Below are 18,736 nucleotides of genomic sequence, written 5' to 3'. Positions count from 1 at the left end.
TCGGGTCGTATCGCCCGTACCCTTGCAGTACTAGTCGGGCGTCAAATAGCGGGCGCCCCTGACTGAAGGATCACCACATGCTGATCGCTCAGCGTCCCTCGTTGACCGAAGAGGTCGTCGACGAGTTCCGCTCCCGGTTCGTCATCGAGCCGCTGGAGCCGGGCTTCGGCTACACCCTCGGCAACTCCCTCCGCCGCACCCTCCTCTCGTCGATCCCCGGCGCCGCTGTCACCAGCATCCGCATCGACGGTGTCCTGCACGAGTTCACCACCGTGCCGGGCGTCAAGGAGGACGTGACCGACCTGATCCTCAACATCAAGCAGCTGGTCGTCTCCTCGGAGCACGACGAGCCGGTCGTGATGTACCTGCGCAAGCAGGGCCCGGGTCTGGTCACCGCCGCCGACATCGCGCCCCCGGCCGGTGTCGAGGTGCACAACCCCGACCTCGTCCTCGCCACGCTCAACGGCAAGGGCAAGCTGGAGATGGAGCTGACCGTCGAGCGCGGTCGCGGCTACGTCTCCGCCGTGCAGAACAAGCAGGTCGGTCAGGAGATCGGGCGCATCCCGGTCGACTCGATCTACTCGCCGGTTCTGAAGGTCACGTACAAGGTCGAGGCTACGCGTGTCGAGCAGCGCACCGACTTCGACAAGCTGATCGTCGACGTCGAGACCAAGCAGGCCATGCGCCCGCGTGACGCCATGGCGTCGGCCGGCAAGACCCTGGTCGAGCTGTTCGGTCTCGCCCGCGAGCTGAACATCGACGCCGAGGGCATCGACATGGGCCCGTCCCCGACGGACGCCGCGCTCGCCGCCGATCTGGCGCTGCCGATCGAGGAGCTGGAGCTCACCGTTCGGTCGTACAACTGCCTCAAGCGCGAGGGCATCCACTCCGTGGGTGAGCTCGTCGCCCGCTCCGAGGCGGACCTGCTCGACATCCGCAACTTCGGTGCGAAGTCGATCGACGAGGTCAAGGCCAAGCTCGCGGGCATGGGCCTGGCGCTGAAGGACTCGCCTCCCGGGTTCGACCCGACCGCTGCCGCGGACGCGTTCGGTGCGGACGACGACGCGGATGCGGGCTTCGTCGAGACCGAGCAGTACTGAGGGCTCGGGTTCGACGGTTCGTTTTCGGGTGCGGGTGCGCTGTGGCTGGTCGCGCAGTTCCCCGCGCCCCTTCCGAGCACGGTCCCTTCGGGACCTGTGCTCGGATCTCCGACAGGCGACCGCCTGCTCGGATACTGACTCCGGTACCTGATACGGCCGGGGCAGACACCTAGGAGAGACATCATGCCGAAGCCCACCAAGGGTGCCCGTCTGGGCGGCAGCGCCGCGCACGAGAAGCTGCTCCTCGCGAACCTCGCGAAGTCGCTCTTCGAGCACGGCAAGATCACGACCACCGAGGCGAAGGCGCGCAAGCTGCGTCCGTACGCCGAGCGTCTGGTCACCAAGGCGAAGAAGGGCGACCTTCACAACCGCCGTCAGGTGCTCCAGGTGATCACGGACAAGAGCGTCGTCCACACGCTCTTCACCGAGATCGGCCCGCGCTACGAGAACCGTCCCGGTGGCTACACCCGGATCACCAAGATCGGTAACCGCCGTGGCGACAACGCGCCCATGGCCGTCATCGAGCTGGTCGAGGCGCTGACCGTGGCGCAGCAGGCCACGGGTGAGGCCGAGGCCGCGACGAAGCGTGCGGCGAAGGACACCGAGGCCGCTCCGGCTGCCGAGGAGACCAAGGTCGACACGGCCAAGGCCGATGACGAGGCTGCGGCTGAGGAGTCGAAGGACGCGTAAGCGTTCTGCCGGGTGGCTGTGCGGTGGCGGCTGCGGCGTTCGTCGTGGCTGGTCGCGCAGCTCCCCGCGCCCCTTCAGGGCGTTGCGGGTCCGTTCCTTTCGAGGGGCGGGCCCGCTTTTTGGTTGCTGAGAGGATCTCTGGGTGAGTGACGAAGTTGAGGCCGGGTTCGTGCGGGTGCGGCTGGATCTCTCCTACGACGGGAGCGAGTTCTCCGGGTGGGCCAAGCAGGCCGGGGGGCGGCGGACCGTGCAGGGGGAGATCGAGGACGCGTTGCGGACCGTGACGCGGTCGCGGGAGACGTACGAGCTGACCGTGGCGGGGCGGACCGACGCCGGGGTGCACGCCCGGGGGCAGGTCGCCCATGTCGACCTGCCGCGCGAGGTGTGGGCCGAGCACCACGTGAAGCTGCTCAAGCGGCTCGCGGGGCGGCTGCCCAGGGATGTGCGGGTGTGGGCGCTCAGGGAGGCGCCGAGCGGCTTCAACGCGCGGTTCTCGGCGGTCTGGCGGCGCTACGCCTACCGGGTCACCGACAACCCCGGCGGCGTCGACCCGCTGCTGCGCGGGCACGTGCTGTGGCACGACTGGCCGCTCGACGTGGACGCCATGAACGAGGCCGCCCGGGGGCTGCTGGGCGAGCACGACTTCGCCGCCTACTGCAAGAAGCGGGAGGGGGCGACCACCATCCGGACCTTGCAGGAGCTGAGTCTCGTGCGGGGCGAGGACGGGATCGTCACCGCCACCGTGCGGGCCGACGCCTTCTGCCACAACATGGTGCGCTCGCTGATCGGGGCGCTGCTGTTCGTCGGCGACGGACACCGCGGGCCCGACTGGCCGGCGAAGGTGCTGGCCGCGGGCGTACGGGACTCGGCCGTGCACGTCGTACGGCCGCACGGGCTGACGCTGGAGGAGGTCGGCTACCCGGCCGACGAGCTGCTGGCCGCCCGGAACAGGGAGGCGCGCAACAAGCGGTCGCTGCCGGGAGCCGGCTGCTGCTGAACGGGGGCGGTGGCCGTCAGCCCTCCGCCGCCGCGGACGCCTGGGCCTCACCGCGCCGGCGGATCTGCCGGAAGGCGAACTCGGCCAGGTCGTCGCCGGCCCGGAACACGCCGGTGGACTTCTCCGTGACGTCCTTGCCGTTCGTGAACCCGGCGACGGTGAAGTAGGCGTAGCGGCCGTAGGAGTTGGTGGTGGAGCGGCAGACGGCGCCGGTGCAGAAGGACGAGACGCCGCCGCCGGACAGGGAGCGCACGATGCTCTTCTTGTCGGCGTCCTTCTTCGCCCTGGTGGCCTGCGCCTCGGTGTCGAAGAGGGCCACGCCGACGGTCACCGCCGTGTCGCCCTGGGTGTAGGTGACCCGGATCAGGCGCGTGCACCGGTTGGCGTCGAGGACCTTCGGCAGGGTGCCCTGGGCGGCTGAGGCGCAGGTGCGGGTGTCGGCCGTCGGGCCCTTCTTGTAGACCGTCTCGCCCATGGTCAGCTGGGTCCCGGGGAAGAGCAGGTCCGGGCTGAGCGGGGCCTTGTCCTTCTTGACGCTGGAGACGAAGTCCTTCGGGTCCAGCGGAGGCGGGGCGCTGGTCGGGGCGAAGGACGGCTCGGTGGCCGTCGCGCTGGGTATGTCCGCCGTCGACGGGAGCTGCGAGGAGGGGCCGTCGGACGCCTGGTCCGAGCCGTTCGCCGAGACCACGGCCACCGCGACGGCGCTGGCTATCGCCACGGTGGCCAGCGCGCCGCCACCGATGAGGAACAGCCGGCGCCGCTTGGCACGGGCCTCGGAGGCCTCGGCGAGAGCGGCCCAGTCCGGCGTGTCGTCACTGGTCCCGCTGTTCCAGGGCTGCTGCGACGGCTGCGGCTGCTGCGATTGCGGTGTCCAGGGATCCCACTGCGACTGAGGTCCCCCCTGCCCAAAGCTCATGGGCGGCATCTTAGACGGGCCGAAGGGCGTGCTGGTGCGGGGACTTGGGGGCCGCAGGGCCTAGCGTTCCGTTCATGCGGACGGGCAAAAGCGACATCTCCGGGTGGTTGGTGCGGCCGGCGGGCGGATATCCGTGGGCGGTGCTCGTGACGGTGCTGGCGGCGTCCGCCGCGCACGCGGCGCGGACGACCCCGGACGGCGGGATGGACAACGCGATCGTGGTGCGGGCCGCCCGCACCTGGCTGGCCGGCGGCTCCCCCTACGACGACCCGCACTTCCTCTATCTGCCGAGCGCCGTCCTGGCCGCCGTCCCGCAGGCGCTGCTGCCCGGGGCGGTGCTGCGGGTGCTGGTGCCGTGCGCGGTGACGGCCCTGCTGGCCCTGGCCTGGGCCTGCGCGCTGCGGCTGCACCGGGTGCCGCTGGGCAGCCGGCTCGCGGTGCTCGGGCTGACCGGGCTCGCGCTGGGCTTCGCGCCGTTCGGGCACCTGGTGCGGCTCGGCAACTGGACGGTGACGGCGACGGTGGCGCTGCCGCTGGCCCTGCTGCTGGCGAGCCGGGGGCGCTGGACGGGGGCGGGGGTCGTCATCGGGGCGGCCGTGGCGCTCAAGCCGCTGCTCGCGCCGGTCGTCCTGCTCTTCGTCTTTGCCGGGCGGTGGCGGGCGCTGGCCGCGGCCGTCCTGGTGCCCGCGCTGGCCTCCGCCGCGGCGGCCCTGGCGATGCCCGACCCGGCGGGCTTCTTCACCCGCACCCTGCCCTTCCTGCTGCACGGCGACGACGGCTTCGTACGGCTCTACGAAGCCTCCCCGGCGGCCGTGCTGCCCCGGCTCGGGGTGCCGCCGGCGCTCGCGCAGGGACTCGCGGTGGCGGCCGCCTGCGCCGGGGTGCTCTGCGCGTACCGGCGCTGGCGCCGCGCCGACCCGGGCCCACTGCGGCTCGCGGAGACCGGCGCGGGGCTGATGCTCTCGGCGTTCCTCGTCTCCCGGCCGTCCTACGACCACTACCTCCTGGTCGCGCTGCCGCTGCTGCTCGCCGGGCTGCCGTACGCCGGATCGGTGGCCCGCGGGGTGTGGTTCTGGATCGCCCTGGTGCCCCAGGCGCCCGGCCTGACCTGGCCCTGGCTGGAGGGGGAGCGGCGGCGGGCCTTCCGGGACGCGTTCACGCTGTGCGTGCTGGCGGTGGCGGTCGCCCGGCAGGCCAGGACCGGTCCGACGGGCGCCGCCGACCGGGTGCCCCAGGGGCGGGCACCGGAGCCGGAGCGTGCTCCCGCGGCCCCGTTTTGACCCGGCCGCGGGGGCCCGGGTATTCTGCACAGTCGTATGTGTATTGGCTTGCTCATTCTCACGTGAGGGGCCCTTACACCGGTCCACCGGGACCGATGACCAGCGACCTGCACGCGGTATGCGTCACCGCGGTGCGGTCAAGGCTGTCGTGATCGTCTTCGGTGACCAATGTCAGGACCACTCACTGAAGAAGCGAAGGCTACGAACCGTGCGTACGTACAGCCCCAAGCCCGGCGATGTGACGCGCCAGTGGCACGTCATCGACGCTCAGGACGTCGTCCTGGGGCGTCTGGCCTCCACCACGGCCTCCATTCTGCGCGGCAAGCACAAGCCGATCTACGCGCCCCACGTCGACACCGGTGACTTCGTCATCATCATCAACGCCGACAAGGTGCACCTCTCCGGCAACAAGCGGACCCAGAAGATGGCGTACCGCCACTCCGGCTACCCGGGCGGTCTGCGCTCGGTGCGCTACGACGAGCTCCTGGACAAGAACCCGGAGAAGGCCATCGAGAAGGCCGTCAAGGGCATGCTCCCGAAGAACTCCCTGGGCCGTCAGATGCTCTCGAAGCTGAAGGTCTACAAGGGTGACCAGCACCCGCACGGCGCGCAGCAGCCGCAGCCGTTCGAGATCACCCAGGTCGCGCAGTAAGTCCGGCCACCCCCTAAGACTGAAGAGAATCTGAGGAGCATCGTGGCCGAGACCACTGCCGAGCAGCCGCTCGAAGAGATCGACATCGACAGCTACACCACCGAGTCCGAGGTCCCCGTCGAGGGCGAGTACACCTCGGAGTCCATGGCCTCCGCCTTCGGCGAGCCCCAGCCGGCCGCCGGCCTGGGCCGTCGCAAGAACGCCATCGCCCGTGTCCGGATCGTCCCGGGCACCGGCAAGTGGAAGATCAACGGCCGCACCCTTGAGGACTACTTCCCGAACAAGGTGCACCAGCAGGAAGTCAACGAGCCCTTCAAGGTGCTCGAGCTCGAGGGCCGTTACGACATCATCGCCCGCATCGCGGGTGGCGGCGTCTCCGGCCAGGCCGGCGCGCTCCGTCTCGGTGTCGCCCGCGCCCTGAACGAGGCCGACGTGGACAACAACCGCGGCGCGCTCAAGAAGGCCGGCTTCCTGCGCCGCGACGACCGCGCGGTCGAGCGGAAGAAGGCCGGTCTGAAGAAGGCCCGCAAGGCTCCGCAGTACAGCAAGCGCTAAGTCGTACCGGCTGGTACCGGCTGTACTCCGAACGCCCCGGCGGCACGCCACTGTGCTGCCGGGGCGTTCGTTTATCCCCGCCGTTGGGCGTATAACGGCACAAGACGTTCTAAGGCTTATGTGATCGTTGGTCGGGCGCTGTACGCCCGGGCGTTCGGGAGCCGACTGCGCGGGCCGCACTCATCGGCAGCCGCTCCGGAACTGACGTTTCCTCAGGAGGACAAGTGGGACGACTCTTCGGCACGGACGGCGTGCGCGGCGTCGCCAACGCGGATCTGACGGCCGAGCTGGCGCTGGGCCTCTCCGTCGCCGCGGCGCACGTACTGGCCGAGGCGGGCACCTTCGCCGGGCACCGGGCGACCGCGGTGGTCGGCCGCGACCCCCGCGCCTCCGGGGAGTTCCTGGAGGCCGCCGTGGTCGCGGGCCTGGCCAGCGCCGGCGTGGACGTGCTGCGGGTCGGCGTGCTGCCGACGCCCGCGGTGGCCCACCTCACCGGCGCGCTCGGCGCCGACCTCGGCGTGATGCTGTCCGCCAGCCACAACGCCATGCCCGACAACGGCATCAAGTTCTTCGCCCGCGGCGGCCACAAGCTCGCCGACGAGCTGGAGGACCGCATCGAGTCCGTCTACGCCGAGCACCGCACCGGCGCCCCCTGGGACCGCCCGACGGGCGCCGGTGTCGGCCGCGTCCGGGACTACGACCAGGGGCTCGACCAGTACGTCGCCCACCTCGTCGGCGTGCTGCCCAACCGCCTCGACGGACTGAAGATCGTCCTCGACGAGGCGCACGGCGCGGCCTCCCGGGTCTCCCCAGAGGCCTTCGCGCGGGCCGGTGCCGAACTGGTCACCATCGGCGCGGTGCCCGACGGCCTCAACATCAACGACGGCTGCGGCTCCACCCACCTCGACCTGCTCAAGGCCGCCGTCGTCGAGCACGGCGCCGACCTCGGCATCGCCCACGACGGCGACGCCGACCGCTGCCTGGCCGTGGACCACACCGGTGCGGAGGTCGACGGCGACCAGATCCTCGCCGTGCTCGCGCTCGCGATGCGGGAGCGGGAGGCGCTGCGCTCGGACACCGTCGTCGCCACGGTCATGTCCAACCTGGGCTTCAAGCTGGCCATGGAGCGCGAGGGCATCCAGTTCGTGCAGACCGGGGTCGGCGACCGGTACGTGCTGGAGGCGATGAAGGAGCACGGCTACGCCCTCGGCGGCGAGCAGTCCGGGCACGTCATCATCCTCGACCACGCCACGACGGGTGACGGCACGCTGACCGGCCTGATGCTGGCGGCGCGGGTCGCGCAGACCGGCCGTACGCTGCGGGACCTCGCGTCCGTGATGGAGCGGCTGCCGCAGGTGCTGGTGAACGTGCCGGACGTGGACAAGTCGCGGGTGAGCACCTCTGCCGAGCTGGCCGCGGCGGTGTCCGAGGCGGAGCGGGAGCTGGGGAGCACCGGGCGGGTGCTGTTGCGTTCCTCCGGGACCGAGCCGCTCGTGCGGGTGATGGTGGAGGCGGCCGACATCGAGCAGGCTCGGGCTGTGGCGGGGCGGTTGGCGGATGTGGTGAAGTCCGCGCTGGGGTAGTTCTCTGCGCCGGGTTCGGGGTGGGGTGTGCTGTGCGATGCGGGGTGCGGGTTTCGTCGTGGCTGGTCGCGCAGTTCCCCGCGCCCCTAGGTTGGCTTGCTCATCCGGCCTCGTTGGGTGGACCAGAGTGCCTTCTGGGCCAGCAGGGTCAGGGTTCCGGCTACCACGATGCCTGCCAGGTTGAGCAGGAGCTGCTCGGTGGAGCCCACCGTCTGGTTGGTGTCGCCGAAGCTCAGGGCGACGGCGGCGTTCGCGGCCGCCGGGACGGTGGTGACCGAGATGGCGACGCCCACCAGGGCGCCGGACTTGGCCGAGGTGAGGGACAGCGTGCCCGCGATGCCGGCCAGGATCGCCACCACGAACGAGAAGGCGTCGGGGGCGTAGACGAAGCCGGTGTTGGGGCGGTCGCCCTCCAGCTTGCCCTCGCTGAACAGGTCGAACGCGGTCATGATCCAGCTGAAGCCCACCGTCGCCGCCATCGCCACGGCGAAGCCCACCAGCAGGGCGATCGCCGAGCGCAGGGCCAGGCGCGGGGCCCGCTGGACGATGGCGGTGCAGATGCCGGCCAGCGGGCCGAACTCCGGGCCGACCGCCATCGCGCCCACGATCAGGATCGCGTTGTCGAGGACGACACCGCAGGCCGCGATCATCGTGGCGAGCGTGATGAAGGTGACGTAGGTGATGGAGAGCGTCGACTCCTCGTGGGTCGCCTCCTCCAGCTGTTCCCACAGCACGGCGTCCGCGGGCTCGCCGGGGGCGTCCCGCTCCGCCTTGTCGGCGCGCGTGGACAGCGACAGGTCGATGTTCTCGGCGGTGATGGCGCCGCACTCGTCGATGCCCAGCGCCCGGAGCCGGCTGATGATCTCGTCGGCCGCTTCGCGGGCCACGTCGCACATGACGACGTCGCCCTCCGGTTCGCGGGCGGCGCCGGGCAGGACGACGAGGTGGGTGGTGCCGACCGTTCGGTCGATCAGCCGGACCACCTCCTCGGTCCGGTCGGCCGGGGTGATCAGACGCAGATGCAGCATCCGGTATTTCTACAGGCAGCGGGCGGTCGTCGTCACAACTTCCGCAGGCTCAGGCGCTGCACCTTGTGGTCGGGGCCCTTGCGCAGCACCAGGGTGGCCCGGCCCCGGGTGGGGGCCACGTTCTCCACCAGGTTGGGCTTGTTGATGGTGCGCCAGGTGGTGCGGGCGTAGTCGAGGGCCTCCTCCTCCGACACCTGCGTGTACTTGCGGAAGTACGAGGACGGGTTCTGGAAGGCGGTCGCGCGCAGCTTGCGGAAGCGGTTGAGGTACCAGCGCTCGATGTCCTCGGTGCGCGCGTCGACGTACACGCTGAAGTCGAAGTAGTCGGCGAGTCCGACCCGGGTGCGGCCGTCCTTGCCGGGCAGCGCGGGCTGGAGCACGTTCAGGCCCTCGACGATCAGGATGTCGGGGCGGCGGACCACGAGCCGCTGGTCCGGGACGATGTCGTAGATCAGGTGGGAGTAGACCGGGGCGGTCACCTCCGCCTTGCCCGCCTTGATGTCGGCGACGAACCGGGTCAGCGCCCGGCGGTCGTACGACTCGGGAAAACCCTTCCGCGACATCAGACCGCGTGCCTCCAGCTCCCGCGTCGGCAGCAGGAAGCCGTCGGTGGTGACCAGCTCCACGCGCGGGTGCTCGGGCCAGCGGGACAGCAGCGCCTGGAGCAGGCGGGCGACGGTGGACTTGCCGACCGCGACCGAACCGGCGACCCCTATGACGAAGGGGGTGCCGGACTGGGAGCCCTGCTCGCCGAGGAAGGTGTTCAGCGCGCCGCGCAGGCCGTCGGTGGCGCCGACGTAGAGGTTGAGGAGCCGGGACAGCGGGAGGTAGATGTCCCGCACCTCGTCGAGGTCGATGACGTCGCCGAGGCCGCGCAGCTTCTCGACCTCCTCGGCGGTCAGCGGCTGCGGCGTCTTGTCGCGCAGCGCGCTCCACTCGGAGCGGGTGAGGTCGACGTAGGGAGTCGCCTCCGGCCGATGCCGGTGGGCGCTCCGGGGGATCGAGGGGACCGGAGAGATCACAGTCCATTGTTAACGGAGTACGAACGGGGCGGCAGGTGGGGTGCGTCACGCCCGGGAGAGATCACGGTCCGGTCTCGGATGGCCGGTTTCGATCGTACGTGCGATTGCCGTAGGTATCGTGCGGGCAAAGTCGACCGGATTCGAACCTCTGTGGCGACCTGAGTCGACAGAATCCGGCGCAATCCGACATTGCCCGACCCTTTTGGGTCCACTGACCCTCTGGGTCCACTGACCCCTTGGGTCCACCCGCACCCCGACGAAAGAGTGCCGACGTGAGTTCGACCGCTGTCCGCCGTACCGCCCTCGCGGCCTCCGCCGCCGCCCTCGCCCTGCTCGTCACCGCCTGCGGCGGGTCGTCCGACGACGACGGCGCGGCCGGTGACGACAAGGCCACGGCGGAGCAGTCCGCCCAGGCGGGCGGCTCCGACGCGTCCGCCCCGGCGGGCAAGGCGCTGACCGCCGCGGACCTGGAGAAGGTCGCCCTCGCCCAGGCCGACGTCAAGAACGGCGAGGTCACCACCAAGGTCCCGGCCAAGGACGACGTGGCGAAGGACCAGGTCTCGACCGACGACGAGGCGTGCCTGCCGCTCGCCCTCGCCCAGGCCGGGGTGGCCCAGGGCGAGCCGGCGGCGAGCGTGAAGCGCTCCTGGCAGGGGCAGACGGAGGCGCCCTCCGAGAGCAAGGGCCCGGACGGCCAGGACATGATCGACGTCAGCGTCGACAAGATCATGCTGAACCTCGCCTCCTACCCGGACGGCGGTGCCGAGCAGGCGCTGAAGGGGCTGAGCACGGCGGCCGGGAAGTGCGCCGGCGGCTTCCTCGCGACCTCGGGCGAGGACAAGCTGAAGATCACGAAGGTCGGCACGGCCACCGCCCCCGAGGGCGGGGACGAGGCGGTCGCCGTCGACCTCGGCGTCGACGTCGGCAAGGACACCGCCGGGCTCATGAAGCTCGTCGTGGTCCGTAAGGGCGCCACCCTCGCCACCTTCAGCGCCGTCAACCTCTCCTCGATGATGACCGGCGCCGCCTTCGAGGTCCCCGCCGAGGTCGTCGACGCGCAGGTCGCCAAGCTCGGCTGACGCCGGGAGCCCCGGACGGCGTGCGTACCCCCGTGGGAATTTCCGATTTCGGGCACAGAACGGCCGCTTCGGGATCGCTTCACCACCGATCTTGCTCGTAGGCTGCCGCCTATGTGCGGAATCGTGGGATACGTAGGGCCTCAGTCGGCACTCGACGTCGTGATGGCCGGACTCAAGCGGCTCGAATACCGGGGATACGACTCGGCGGGCGTCGCCGTGCTCGCCGACGGCGGCCTCGCCACCGCCAAGCGGGCCGGCAAGCTCGTCAACCTCGACAAGGAACTGTCCGAACACCCGCTGCCGTCCGCCGCCACCGGCATCGGCCACACCCGCTGGGCCACCCACGGCGGACCCACCGACGCCAACGCCCACCCGCACCTCGACAACGCGGGCCGGGTGGCCGTGGTCCACAACGGCATCATCGAGAACTTCGCGCCGCTGCGGGCCGAGTTGACCGAGCGCGGCCACACCTTGGGTTCGGAGACCGACACCGAGGTCGTCGCCCACCTGCTCGCCGAGGAGTACTCGGCCTGCGCCGACCTCGCCGAGGCGATGCGGCTGGTGTGCCGGCGGCTGGAGGGCGCGTTCACGCTGGTCGCGGTGCACGCGGACGCGCCGGACGTGGTGGTGGGCGCGCGCCGCAACTCGCCGCTCGTGGTGGGCGTGGGGGAGGGCGAGTACTTCCTCGCCTCGGACGTCGCGGCCTTCATCGCCCACACCCGGGACGCCGTCGAACTGGGCCAGGACCAGGTCGTCGAGCTGCGCCGGGACGAGGGCGTCAGCGTCACCGCCTTCGACGGCACCCCGGCCGACGTCCGCTCCTACCACGTCGACTGGGACGCCTCGGCCGCCGAGAAGGCCGGCTACGCCTCCTTCATGCTCAAGGAGATCGCCGAGCAGCCGAAGGCCGTCGCCGACACCCTCCTCGGCCGCGTCGACGGCTCCGGCACGCTGAGCCTGGACGAGGTGCGCATCCCCGCCGGGGTGCTCCGGGAGGTCGACAAGGTCGTCGTCGTCGCCTGCGGTACGGCCTTCCACGCCGGACTGATCGCCAAGTACGCCATCGAGCACTGGACGCGGATCCCCTGCGAGGTGGAGCTGGCCAGCGAGTTCCGCTACCGCGACCCGATCCTCGACCAGCAGACCCTGGTCGTCGCGATCTCCCAGTCCGGCGAGACCATGGACACCCTCATGGCCCTGCGCCACGCCCGCGAACAGGGCGCCCGGGTCCTCGCCATCTGCAACACCAACGGCTCCACGATCCCCCGCGAGTCCGACGCCGTGCTCTACACGCACGCGGGCCCCGAGGTCGCCGTCGCCTCCACCAAGGCCTTCCTCACCCAGCTCGTCGCCTGCTACCTGGTCGCCCTCTACCTGGGCCAGGTGCGCGGCACGCAGTACGGCGACGAGATCGGCGACGTCGTCCGCGACCTGTCCGGCATCTCCGACGCGGTCGAACGGGTCCTGGGGACCATGGACCCCGTGCGGGAACTGGCCCGCTCCCTCGCCCACAAGAAGACGGTGCTCTTCCTGGGCCGGCACGTCGGCCACCCCGTCGCCCTCGAAGGCGCCCTCAAGCTCAAGGAGTTGGCGTACATGCACGCCGAGGGCTTCGCGGCGGGCGAGCTGAAGCACGGGCCGATCGCGCTGATCGAGGAGGACCTGCCGGTCGTGGTCGTGGTGCCGTCCCCGCGCGGCCGGTCGATCCTGCACGACAAGATCGTGTCCAACATCCAGGAGATCCGCGCCCGCGGCGCCCGCACCATCGTCATCGCCGAGGAGGGCGACGAGGCGGTCGTCCCCTACGCCGACCACCTCGTCCGGGTCCCGGCCACCCCGACCCTGCTGCAACCCCTGGTGACCACGGTGCCGTTGCAGGTCTTCGCGTGCGAACTGGCGACGGCCCGCGGCAACGAGGTGGACCAGCCGCGGAACCTGGCCAAGTCGGTGACGGTGGAGTAGGTCCGACGGTTCCTCAGCGGTCGGCCCGACGGTTCCTCAGCGGCCGGTGGCGGGCAGCACGGTGACGACCCGGAAGCGTTCCAGGACCGCCGGTGTCGTGTCGTCGACCGTGAACTCCGGGTCGTCCAGCGCCGCGCGCATCTCCTCGCCGTGCCAGAACCGCTCGTGGCCGGCCCGCCACTCGGCCACGCTCGTGTACCCCTCGCCCTCGTCGACCGCGTGGGCGAGGTCCACGTCGGCGAGCGGCACGACGCGCACCTCCGTCACCTCGATGACGGCGACGGGGAGTTCGCGCGAGTCGACGAGCACCTCGCGGCGCCCGGCCCGCGGCAGCGGCTCGCCCTCGTGCGCGTAGTCGGCGACCAGGCCGGTCGTGGCGGTCTTCGAGCCGTCGAGGATGGCCGCGACGAGCCGGTCGCGCAGGGGTCCGGGGAAGCCGAACTCGGCCTTGGGGAGCGAGTCGAGGTCCGAGAGGGGCGGGGGCGGGTCCGGTTCGGGTGTCATGGGGGTCATGGGGTCACCGTACGGGGGAGGCCCGCGCCCGGCCCCCCGGTTCAGTCCCCCCGCGTCCCCGGCCCCCCGTGCACATCCCGCCAGGCCCGCGGGATCGCCTCGGCCACGTCGTGCGCCCCAGCCGGCGCCCCCTCGGTCGCGAAGCGGCCCGCCAGGCCGTGCAGGTACGCGCCCGCGCTCCCCGCGTCCAGCGCCGACAGGCCCGCCGCGAGCAGCGACCCCGCCAGGCCGGACAGCACGTCCCCGCTGCCGGCCGTGGCGAGCCACGAGGTCCCCGTCGCGTTGACCCGGACCGGGCCGCCCTTCGCACTGGCCACCAGGGTCGTCGAGCCCTTCAGCAGCACCGTCGCCCCGTACCGCGCCGCCAGCTCGCGCACCGAGGCCAGCCGGGACTCCTCGACCTCCTCCCGGCCCACCCCGAGCAGCGCCGCCGCCTCCCCGGCGTGCGGGGTCATCAGCGTCGGTGCGCTGCGTGCCCGTACCGCGTCGGCGTCGGCCAGCCGCAGGCCGTCCGCGTCGATCAGCACCGGCACCTCCGCCGCCAGCACCTGGGCCACCGTCGCCGCGTCGTCACCGGCGCCCGGCCCGACCACCCACGCCTGCACCCGCCCCGCCCGCTTCGGCCCCCGGTCGGACACGAGCGTCTCCGGGAAGCGGGCGATCACCGCGTCCCCGGCCGGGCCGACGTACCGCACCGCCCCGGCCCCGCCCCGCAGCGCGCCCGCGACGGCGAGCACGGCCGCGCCCGGGTAGCGGGCCGAGCCGGCGGCGATGCCCACGACCCCGCGCCGGTACTTGTCGCTCTCGGCCGCCGGAACCGGCAGCAGGCGGGCCACGTCCGCGTGCTGCAACGCCTCCAGCTCGGCCGCCTCGGCGGGCAGCGGCAGGCCGATGTCCACCAGCCGCACCGCACCCGCGTACTCCCGCGCCGGATCGATCAGCAGCCCCGGCTTGTGCGTCCCGAACGTCACCGTCAGGTCGGCGCGGACCGCGTCCCCCCGCACCTGACCCGTGTCCGCGTCGACCCCGCTCGGCAGATCGACGGCGACGACGGCGGCCCGGGACCGCGCGGCCGCGTCCGCCAGCGGCACCGCCGCCTCCCGCAGGCCGCCCTTGCCGCCGATCCCGACGATGCCGTCCAGCACCAGGTCGGCCCGCGCGATCGCCTCCCCGGCGGCACCGGAGGCCCCGCCCGCCGCGACCCGCCCACCGGCCCGGGTCAGCGCCGCCAGGCCGCCGCCGTGCGCCCGGTCCGGCGCGAGCAGCACCGCCGTCACGCCCGCGCCCCGCCGGGCCAGCCGCGCGCCCGCGTACAGGGCGTCGCCGCCGTTGTCGCCACTGCCGACCAGCAGCACCACCCGGCTGCCGTAGACCCGCCCGGCCACCCGCGCCAGCACCTGGGCGCAGGCGGCGGCCAGCCCGGCGGCGGCCCGTTGCATCAGCGCCCCCTCCGGCAGCCGGGCCATCAGCTCCCGTTCGGCGTTCCTGACCGTTTCCACGCTGTACGCAGTCCGCATGCCGTCGAGTCTTCCCCGTACGCCCGGAACACGCACGGCCCGCCGCTCGCCGGAATCCGCGATGGGGGACAGTGGACCCATGAGCGGCGGTGACGACGAGACGGCACAGGTGATGACCTCGCTCGGGGCCCGGCTACGCGCCATCCGGCAGGCCCGCGGGCTGACGCTGGCCCAGCTCGCCGCCGTCACCGGCGTCTCCGTGAGCACCCTGTCCCGGCTGGAGTCGGGGCAGCGCGAGCCGGGACTGCGGCACCTGCTGCCGCTGGCCCGGGCGCACCGGCTGCCCCTGGACGAACTCGTCGGCTCGCGCACCGGCGACCCCCGCGTCCATCCCCGGCCCTTCACCCGGCACGGACAGACGTGGGTCCCGCTCACCCGGAACCCGAACGACGGCCTGCACGCCTACAAGCAGATCCTCCCCGCCCCGGCCACCCCGCGGACCGAGTGGACGCCCCGGCCCGAACAGGGGTCGCACGAGGGCCACGAGTGGCTCTACGTCCTCTCCGGCCGCCTGCTCCTCGCCCTCGGCGAGCACGACCTGGTCCTGACGGCGGGGGAGACGGCGGAGTTCGACACCCGCGTCCCGCACGGCATCGCCAACGCCGGGGACCAGCCCGTCGAGTGGCTCGCCCTGTACGGCGCACAGGGCGAACGCATGCACATCCGAGTCCGCCCAACCCCCGACTGACCGCCCCGCGGCCACCGGCCCCGGAGACCGTACGCCGGTTCGCGCCGCGGGCGCGGGGCCCTGCGGACGGCGACAAGGCGCCGTGTCTTTTCTTGCGGCCTGGTCCCGGTCGGACCGGTCCTAGCCCTCCGCGATCACCACCGCCGAGGCGATTCCCGCGTCGTGGCTCAGGGAGACGTGCCAGGACGCCACGCCCAGTTCCGCCGCCCGCGCCGCCACCGTTCCCGTGACCCGCAGCCGCGGCTGACCGCTGTCCTCGACGTACACCTCGGCGTCCGTCCACAGCAGCCCCGCCGGAGCGCCCAGCGCCTTGGCCAGCGCCTCCTTCGCCGCGAAGCGGGCGGCGAGCGAGGCGACGCCCCGGCGCCCGCCGCCGGGCAGCAGCAACTCGCTGTCCCGGAAGAGCCGCCCCGCCAGGGCCGGTGTGCGCTCCAGCGACGCCCCGAACCGCTCGACCTCGGCCACGTCGATCCCGACCCCGATGATGCTCATGCCCGGCACCCTAACCACTGCGGGGCAGGGGCGGCCGGGTGCTCTGAGAGACTGGGGGCACGATGAGTGAGACAGCTGCTCGGCGGGACGCGGTACTGCGCGCCCGGGCCGAGATCGACCTGGCCGCCCTGCGGGCCAACGTCCGCGCCCTGCGCGAACGGGCCCCCGGCGCGGCCCTCATGGCCGTCGTCAAGGCGGACGCCTACGGCCACGGCGCCGTCCCCTGCGCCCGCGCCGCCGTCGAGGCGGGCGCGACCTGGCTCGGCACCGCCACCCCGCAGGAGGCCCTCGCCCTGCGGGCGGCGGAGGCCGGACTGCCGGACGACGTACGCGTCATGTGCTGGCTGTGGACGCCCGGCGGACCCTGGCGGGAGGCTGTCGAGGCCCGTCTCGACGTGTCCGTCAGCGGAATGTGGGCCATGGACGAGGTCGTCGGGGCGGCCCGCGCGGCCGGGGTGCCCGCGCGCGTGCAGCTCAAGGCCGACACCGGGCTCGGCCGGGGCGGCTGCCAGCCCGGCGCGGACTGGGAGGAACTGGTCGCGGCCGCGCTGCGCGCCGAGGGGGAGGGGCTGCTGCGCGTCACCGGGCTCTGGTCCCACTTCGCCTGCGCCGACGAGCCCGGCCACCCCTCCATCGCCGCGCAGCTCACCCGCTTCCGGGAGATGACGGCGTACGCCGAAGGACAGGGCCTGCGCCCCGAGGTGCGGCACATCGCCAACTCGCCGGCCACCCTCACCCTCCCCGACGCCCACTTCGACCTCGTACGGCCCGGCATCGCGATGTACGGCGTCTCGCCCAGCCCCGAGATCGGCACCCCGGCCGACTTCGGACTGCGCCCCGTGATGACGCTGGCCGCCTCGCTGGCCCTGGTCAAGCAGGTCCCCGGCGACCACGGCGTCAGCTACGGGCACCACTACACCACCCCCGGCGAAACCACCCTCGGCCTCGTCCCGCTCGGCTACGCGGACGGCGTCCCGCGCCACGCCTCCTCCACCGGCCCCGTCCTGGTCGACGGCAAGTGGCGCACGGTGGCGGGGCGGATCGCGATGGACCAGTTCGTCGTCGACCTGGGTGGGGACCGGCCCGAGCCGGGCGCCGAGGCGGTGCTGTTCGGGCCCGGCGACCGCGGCGAACCCACCGCCGAGGACTGGGCCCAGGCGGCGGGCACCATCGGGTACGAGATCGTCACCCGGATCGGAAGCCGCGTCCCGCGCGTCTACGTCAACGAGTGACCGGTCCGCGGCGACGCGCGTCCAGGTGAAACAGCGACCGGCAGCGGGTAGGCGCACAGCGGCCCGGTGAACCCGGCGAACCCGGTGAAGAGGAGCGGTGACGTGAGCGAGAGCAGCGGGGAGGCCGTCGCGGCGGCCGTCGCCTCCGCCACGGAGGCCGCCACCGAGGCCGCCGCCGGCGGCTGGCGCCGGGCGACCGGCATCGCCGGGGTCGCGCTCGGCGTGGTCGCGGCGGGCGCCGCGGCCGGCGTGGCGATAGAACGGCTCACCGTCGGCCGCGGGATGCGCCGCAAGGCCCGCCTCGCCCTCGACTCGACGGGCCCGTACGGCGGACTGCGCGGCACCCCCGGCAGGGCGTACGCCGAGGACGGCACCGAGCTGTACTACGAGGTCGACGACCCCGACCCCGACCCGGAGGCCGAGACCGACCGCGCCCCGCGCCGCAGGCGGCTGTTCGGCCGCAAGGCACCCGCGCCCGTCACCGTCGTCTTCAGCCACGGCTACTGCCTCAACCAGGACTCCTGGCACTTCCAGCGCGCGGCCCTCAGGGGAGTCGTCCGCACCGTCTACTGGGACCAGCGCAGCCACGGCCGGTCCGGGCGGGGCGTGGCCCAGACGCGGGACGACCGGCCGGTCAGCATCGAGGAACTGGGCCGCGACCTCAAGGCCGTCATCGACGCGGCCGCACCCGAGGGCCCGATCGTGCTGGTCGGGCACTCCATGGGCGGCATGACCGTGATGGCGCTGGCCGACGCCTTCCCCGACCTGATCCGCGAGCGCGTCGTCGCCGTCGCCCTGGTCGGTACGTCGTCCGGGCGGCTCGGCGAGGTCAACTTCGGGCTTCCGGTGGCCGGCGTCAACGCGGTGCGGCGGGTGCTGCCGGGCGTGCTCAAGGCGCTGGGGCAGCGGGCCGAGCTGGTGGAGCGGGGACGGCGGGCGACGGCGGACCTGTTCGCCGGGATCATCAAGCGGTACTCGTTCGCGTCCCGGGACGTGGACCCGGCCGTGGCCCGGTTCGCCGAGCGGATGATCGAGTCGACGCCGATCGACGTCGTCGCCGAGTACTACCCGGCCTTCAACGACCACGACAAGACCGAGGCCCTCGCCCACTTCGCCGGCCTCCCGGTCCTGGTCCTGGCCGGGGTGCGGGACCTGGTGACGCCGAGCGAGCACAGCGAGGCGATCGCCGGGCTGCTGCCGGACGCCGAGCTGGTGCTCGTCCCGGACGCCGGGCACCTGGTGATGCTGGAACACCCCGAGCTGGTCACCGACCGCCTCGCCGACCTGCTCACCCGCGCGGGGGCCGTGCCGGCAGCGGTTACCGTGGACGGCTATGGAAGCACCAGCAGCAGCGCGGGGCCCGGCTGAGCCCTCCGGTCCCTCCTCCGTCCCGTCCTCCGGCGTCGCGTCCCCCGGTGTCGCGTCCCCCG

Annotated in this window: 18 protein-coding genes; 12 read left to right on the top strand and 6 right to left on the bottom strand. The window is 72.7% G+C overall.

Annotation, left to right across the window (positions count from 1 at the left end; all coding sequences use genetic code 11):
* The first annotated feature begins 77 nt into the window (after positions 1-77).
* The 3 genes from ACIRGB_RS03270 (at position 78) to truA (ending at position 2,787) form a co-directional block, all read left to right on the top strand.
* Positions 78-1,100, top strand: coding sequence for a DNA-directed RNA polymerase subunit alpha (locus ACIRGB_RS03270; RefSeq protein WP_003966937.1), 1,023 nt, complete (start codon positions 78-80; stop codon positions 1,098-1,100).
* A gap of 183 nt (positions 1,101-1,283) precedes the next feature.
* Complete coding sequence (gene rplQ / locus ACIRGB_RS03265; protein ID WP_356364095.1) at positions 1,284-1,790, top strand: 50S ribosomal protein L17; 507 nt, start codon at positions 1,284-1,286, stop codon at positions 1,788-1,790.
* 142 nt (positions 1,791-1,932) lie between these two features.
* On the top strand, positions 1,933-2,787 hold the full coding sequence (gene truA, locus ACIRGB_RS03260; RefSeq protein ID WP_403858133.1) for a tRNA pseudouridine(38-40) synthase TruA: 855 nt from the start codon (positions 1,933-1,935) through the stop codon (positions 2,785-2,787).
* A 16-nt stretch (positions 2,788-2,803) separates the two neighbouring features.
* Here the strand turns inward: truA and ACIRGB_RS03255 are convergent, their stop codons facing one another.
* Positions 2,804-3,703, bottom strand: coding sequence for a hypothetical protein (locus ACIRGB_RS03255; protein ID WP_403858131.1), 900 nt, complete (start codon positions 3,701-3,703; stop codon positions 2,804-2,806).
* Positions 3,704-3,777: 74 nt separating this feature from the next.
* Between ACIRGB_RS03255 and ACIRGB_RS03250 the strand changes: the two genes are divergently transcribed.
* The 4 genes from ACIRGB_RS03250 (at position 3,778) to glmM (ending at position 7,773) form a co-directional block, all read left to right on the top strand.
* Positions 3,778-4,983, top strand: a complete 1,206-nt coding sequence (locus tag ACIRGB_RS03250) for a glycosyltransferase family 87 protein (RefSeq protein ID WP_403858129.1) — start codon at positions 3,778-3,780, stop codon at positions 4,981-4,983.
* A 208-nt stretch (positions 4,984-5,191) separates the two neighbouring features.
* Positions 5,192-5,635, top strand: a complete 444-nt coding sequence (rplM, locus tag ACIRGB_RS03245) for a 50S ribosomal protein L13 (protein ID WP_031041507.1) — start codon at positions 5,192-5,194, stop codon at positions 5,633-5,635.
* Positions 5,636-5,677: 42 nt separating this feature from the next.
* Positions 5,678-6,190: a 30S ribosomal protein S9 gene (rpsI, locus tag ACIRGB_RS03240; protein ID WP_052839842.1), complete on the top strand. Its 513-nt coding sequence runs from the start codon at positions 5,678-5,680 to the stop codon at positions 6,188-6,190.
* Between the two features lie 224 nt (positions 6,191-6,414).
* Positions 6,415-7,773, top strand: coding sequence for a phosphoglucosamine mutase (glmM, locus tag ACIRGB_RS03235; protein WP_403858126.1), 1,359 nt, complete (start codon positions 6,415-6,417; stop codon positions 7,771-7,773).
* 86 nt (positions 7,774-7,859) lie between these two features.
* On the opposite strand, the gene ACIRGB_RS03230 is transcribed toward glmM, so the two are convergent.
* Both ACIRGB_RS03230 and coaA read right to left on the bottom strand, forming a co-directional pair.
* A complete protein-coding gene (locus tag ACIRGB_RS03230; RefSeq protein WP_403858124.1) occupies positions 7,860-8,801 on the bottom strand; it encodes a DUF389 domain-containing protein in 942 nt (313 codons plus the stop codon).
* Positions 8,802-8,833: 32 nt separating this feature from the next.
* Positions 8,834-9,823 carry a type I pantothenate kinase gene (coaA, locus tag ACIRGB_RS03225; protein ID WP_398912301.1) on the bottom strand — a complete coding sequence of 330 codons (990 nt, stop codon included), beginning with the start codon at positions 9,821-9,823 and terminating at the stop codon, positions 8,834-8,836.
* Between the two features lie 272 nt (positions 9,824-10,095).
* Between coaA and ACIRGB_RS03220 the strand changes: the two genes are divergently transcribed.
* The gene (locus ACIRGB_RS03220) at positions 10,096-10,902 is read left to right on the top strand and encodes a hypothetical protein (RefSeq protein ID WP_403858122.1); all 807 of its coding nucleotides are present in this window, start codon (positions 10,096-10,098) and stop codon (positions 10,900-10,902) included.
* Between the two features lie 111 nt (positions 10,903-11,013).
* Positions 11,014-12,864: a glutamine--fructose-6-phosphate transaminase (isomerizing) gene (gene glmS / locus ACIRGB_RS03215; RefSeq protein WP_403858120.1), complete on the top strand. Its 1,851-nt coding sequence runs from the start codon at positions 11,014-11,016 to the stop codon at positions 12,862-12,864.
* Between the two features lie 36 nt (positions 12,865-12,900).
* Here the strand turns inward: glmS and ACIRGB_RS03210 are convergent, their stop codons facing one another.
* Positions 12,901-13,368 carry an ASCH domain-containing protein gene (locus tag ACIRGB_RS03210; protein ID WP_403858203.1) on the bottom strand — a complete coding sequence of 156 codons (468 nt, stop codon included), beginning with the start codon at positions 13,366-13,368 and terminating at the stop codon, positions 12,901-12,903.
* Positions 13,369-13,418: 50 nt separating this feature from the next.
* Entirely contained in the window at positions 13,419-14,894 is a 1,476-nt protein-coding gene (locus ACIRGB_RS03205; protein ID WP_403858118.1) for an NAD(P)H-hydrate dehydratase, read from the bottom strand.
* A gap of 79 nt (positions 14,895-14,973) precedes the next feature.
* Between ACIRGB_RS03205 and ACIRGB_RS03200 the strand changes: the two genes are divergently transcribed.
* Positions 14,974-15,582 (top strand): helix-turn-helix domain-containing protein, encoded by a 609-nt coding sequence (locus ACIRGB_RS03200; protein ID WP_403858116.1) that lies wholly within the window; start codon positions 14,974-14,976, stop codon positions 15,580-15,582.
* A 120-nt stretch (positions 15,583-15,702) separates the two neighbouring features.
* Here ACIRGB_RS03200 and ACIRGB_RS03195 read toward each other — a convergent pair whose 3' ends face one another.
* Positions 15,703-16,074, bottom strand: coding sequence for a holo-ACP synthase (locus tag ACIRGB_RS03195; protein WP_403858114.1), 372 nt, complete (start codon positions 16,072-16,074; stop codon positions 15,703-15,705).
* 62 nt (positions 16,075-16,136) lie between these two features.
* Here ACIRGB_RS03195 and alr point away from each other — a divergent pair, with 62 nt between their 5' ends.
* Positions 16,137-17,306 (top strand): alanine racemase, encoded by a 1,170-nt coding sequence (gene alr / locus ACIRGB_RS03190; RefSeq protein ID WP_403858112.1) that lies wholly within the window; start codon positions 16,137-16,139, stop codon positions 17,304-17,306.
* Positions 17,307-17,408: 102 nt separating this feature from the next.
* The gene (locus ACIRGB_RS03185; protein WP_403858110.1) at positions 17,409-18,674 is read left to right on the top strand and encodes an alpha/beta fold hydrolase; all 1,266 of its coding nucleotides are present in this window, start codon (positions 17,409-17,411) and stop codon (positions 18,672-18,674) included.
* Positions 18,675-18,736: the final 62 nt, after the last annotated feature.

Source organism: Streptomyces sp. NPDC102490 (assembly GCF_044765285.1).
GTDB lineage: Bacteria > Actinomycetota > Actinomycetes > Streptomycetales > Streptomycetaceae > Streptomyces.
Note: the sequence above shows the minus strand (reverse complement) of the source record. Positions and strands in the feature narration are given on the sequence as shown.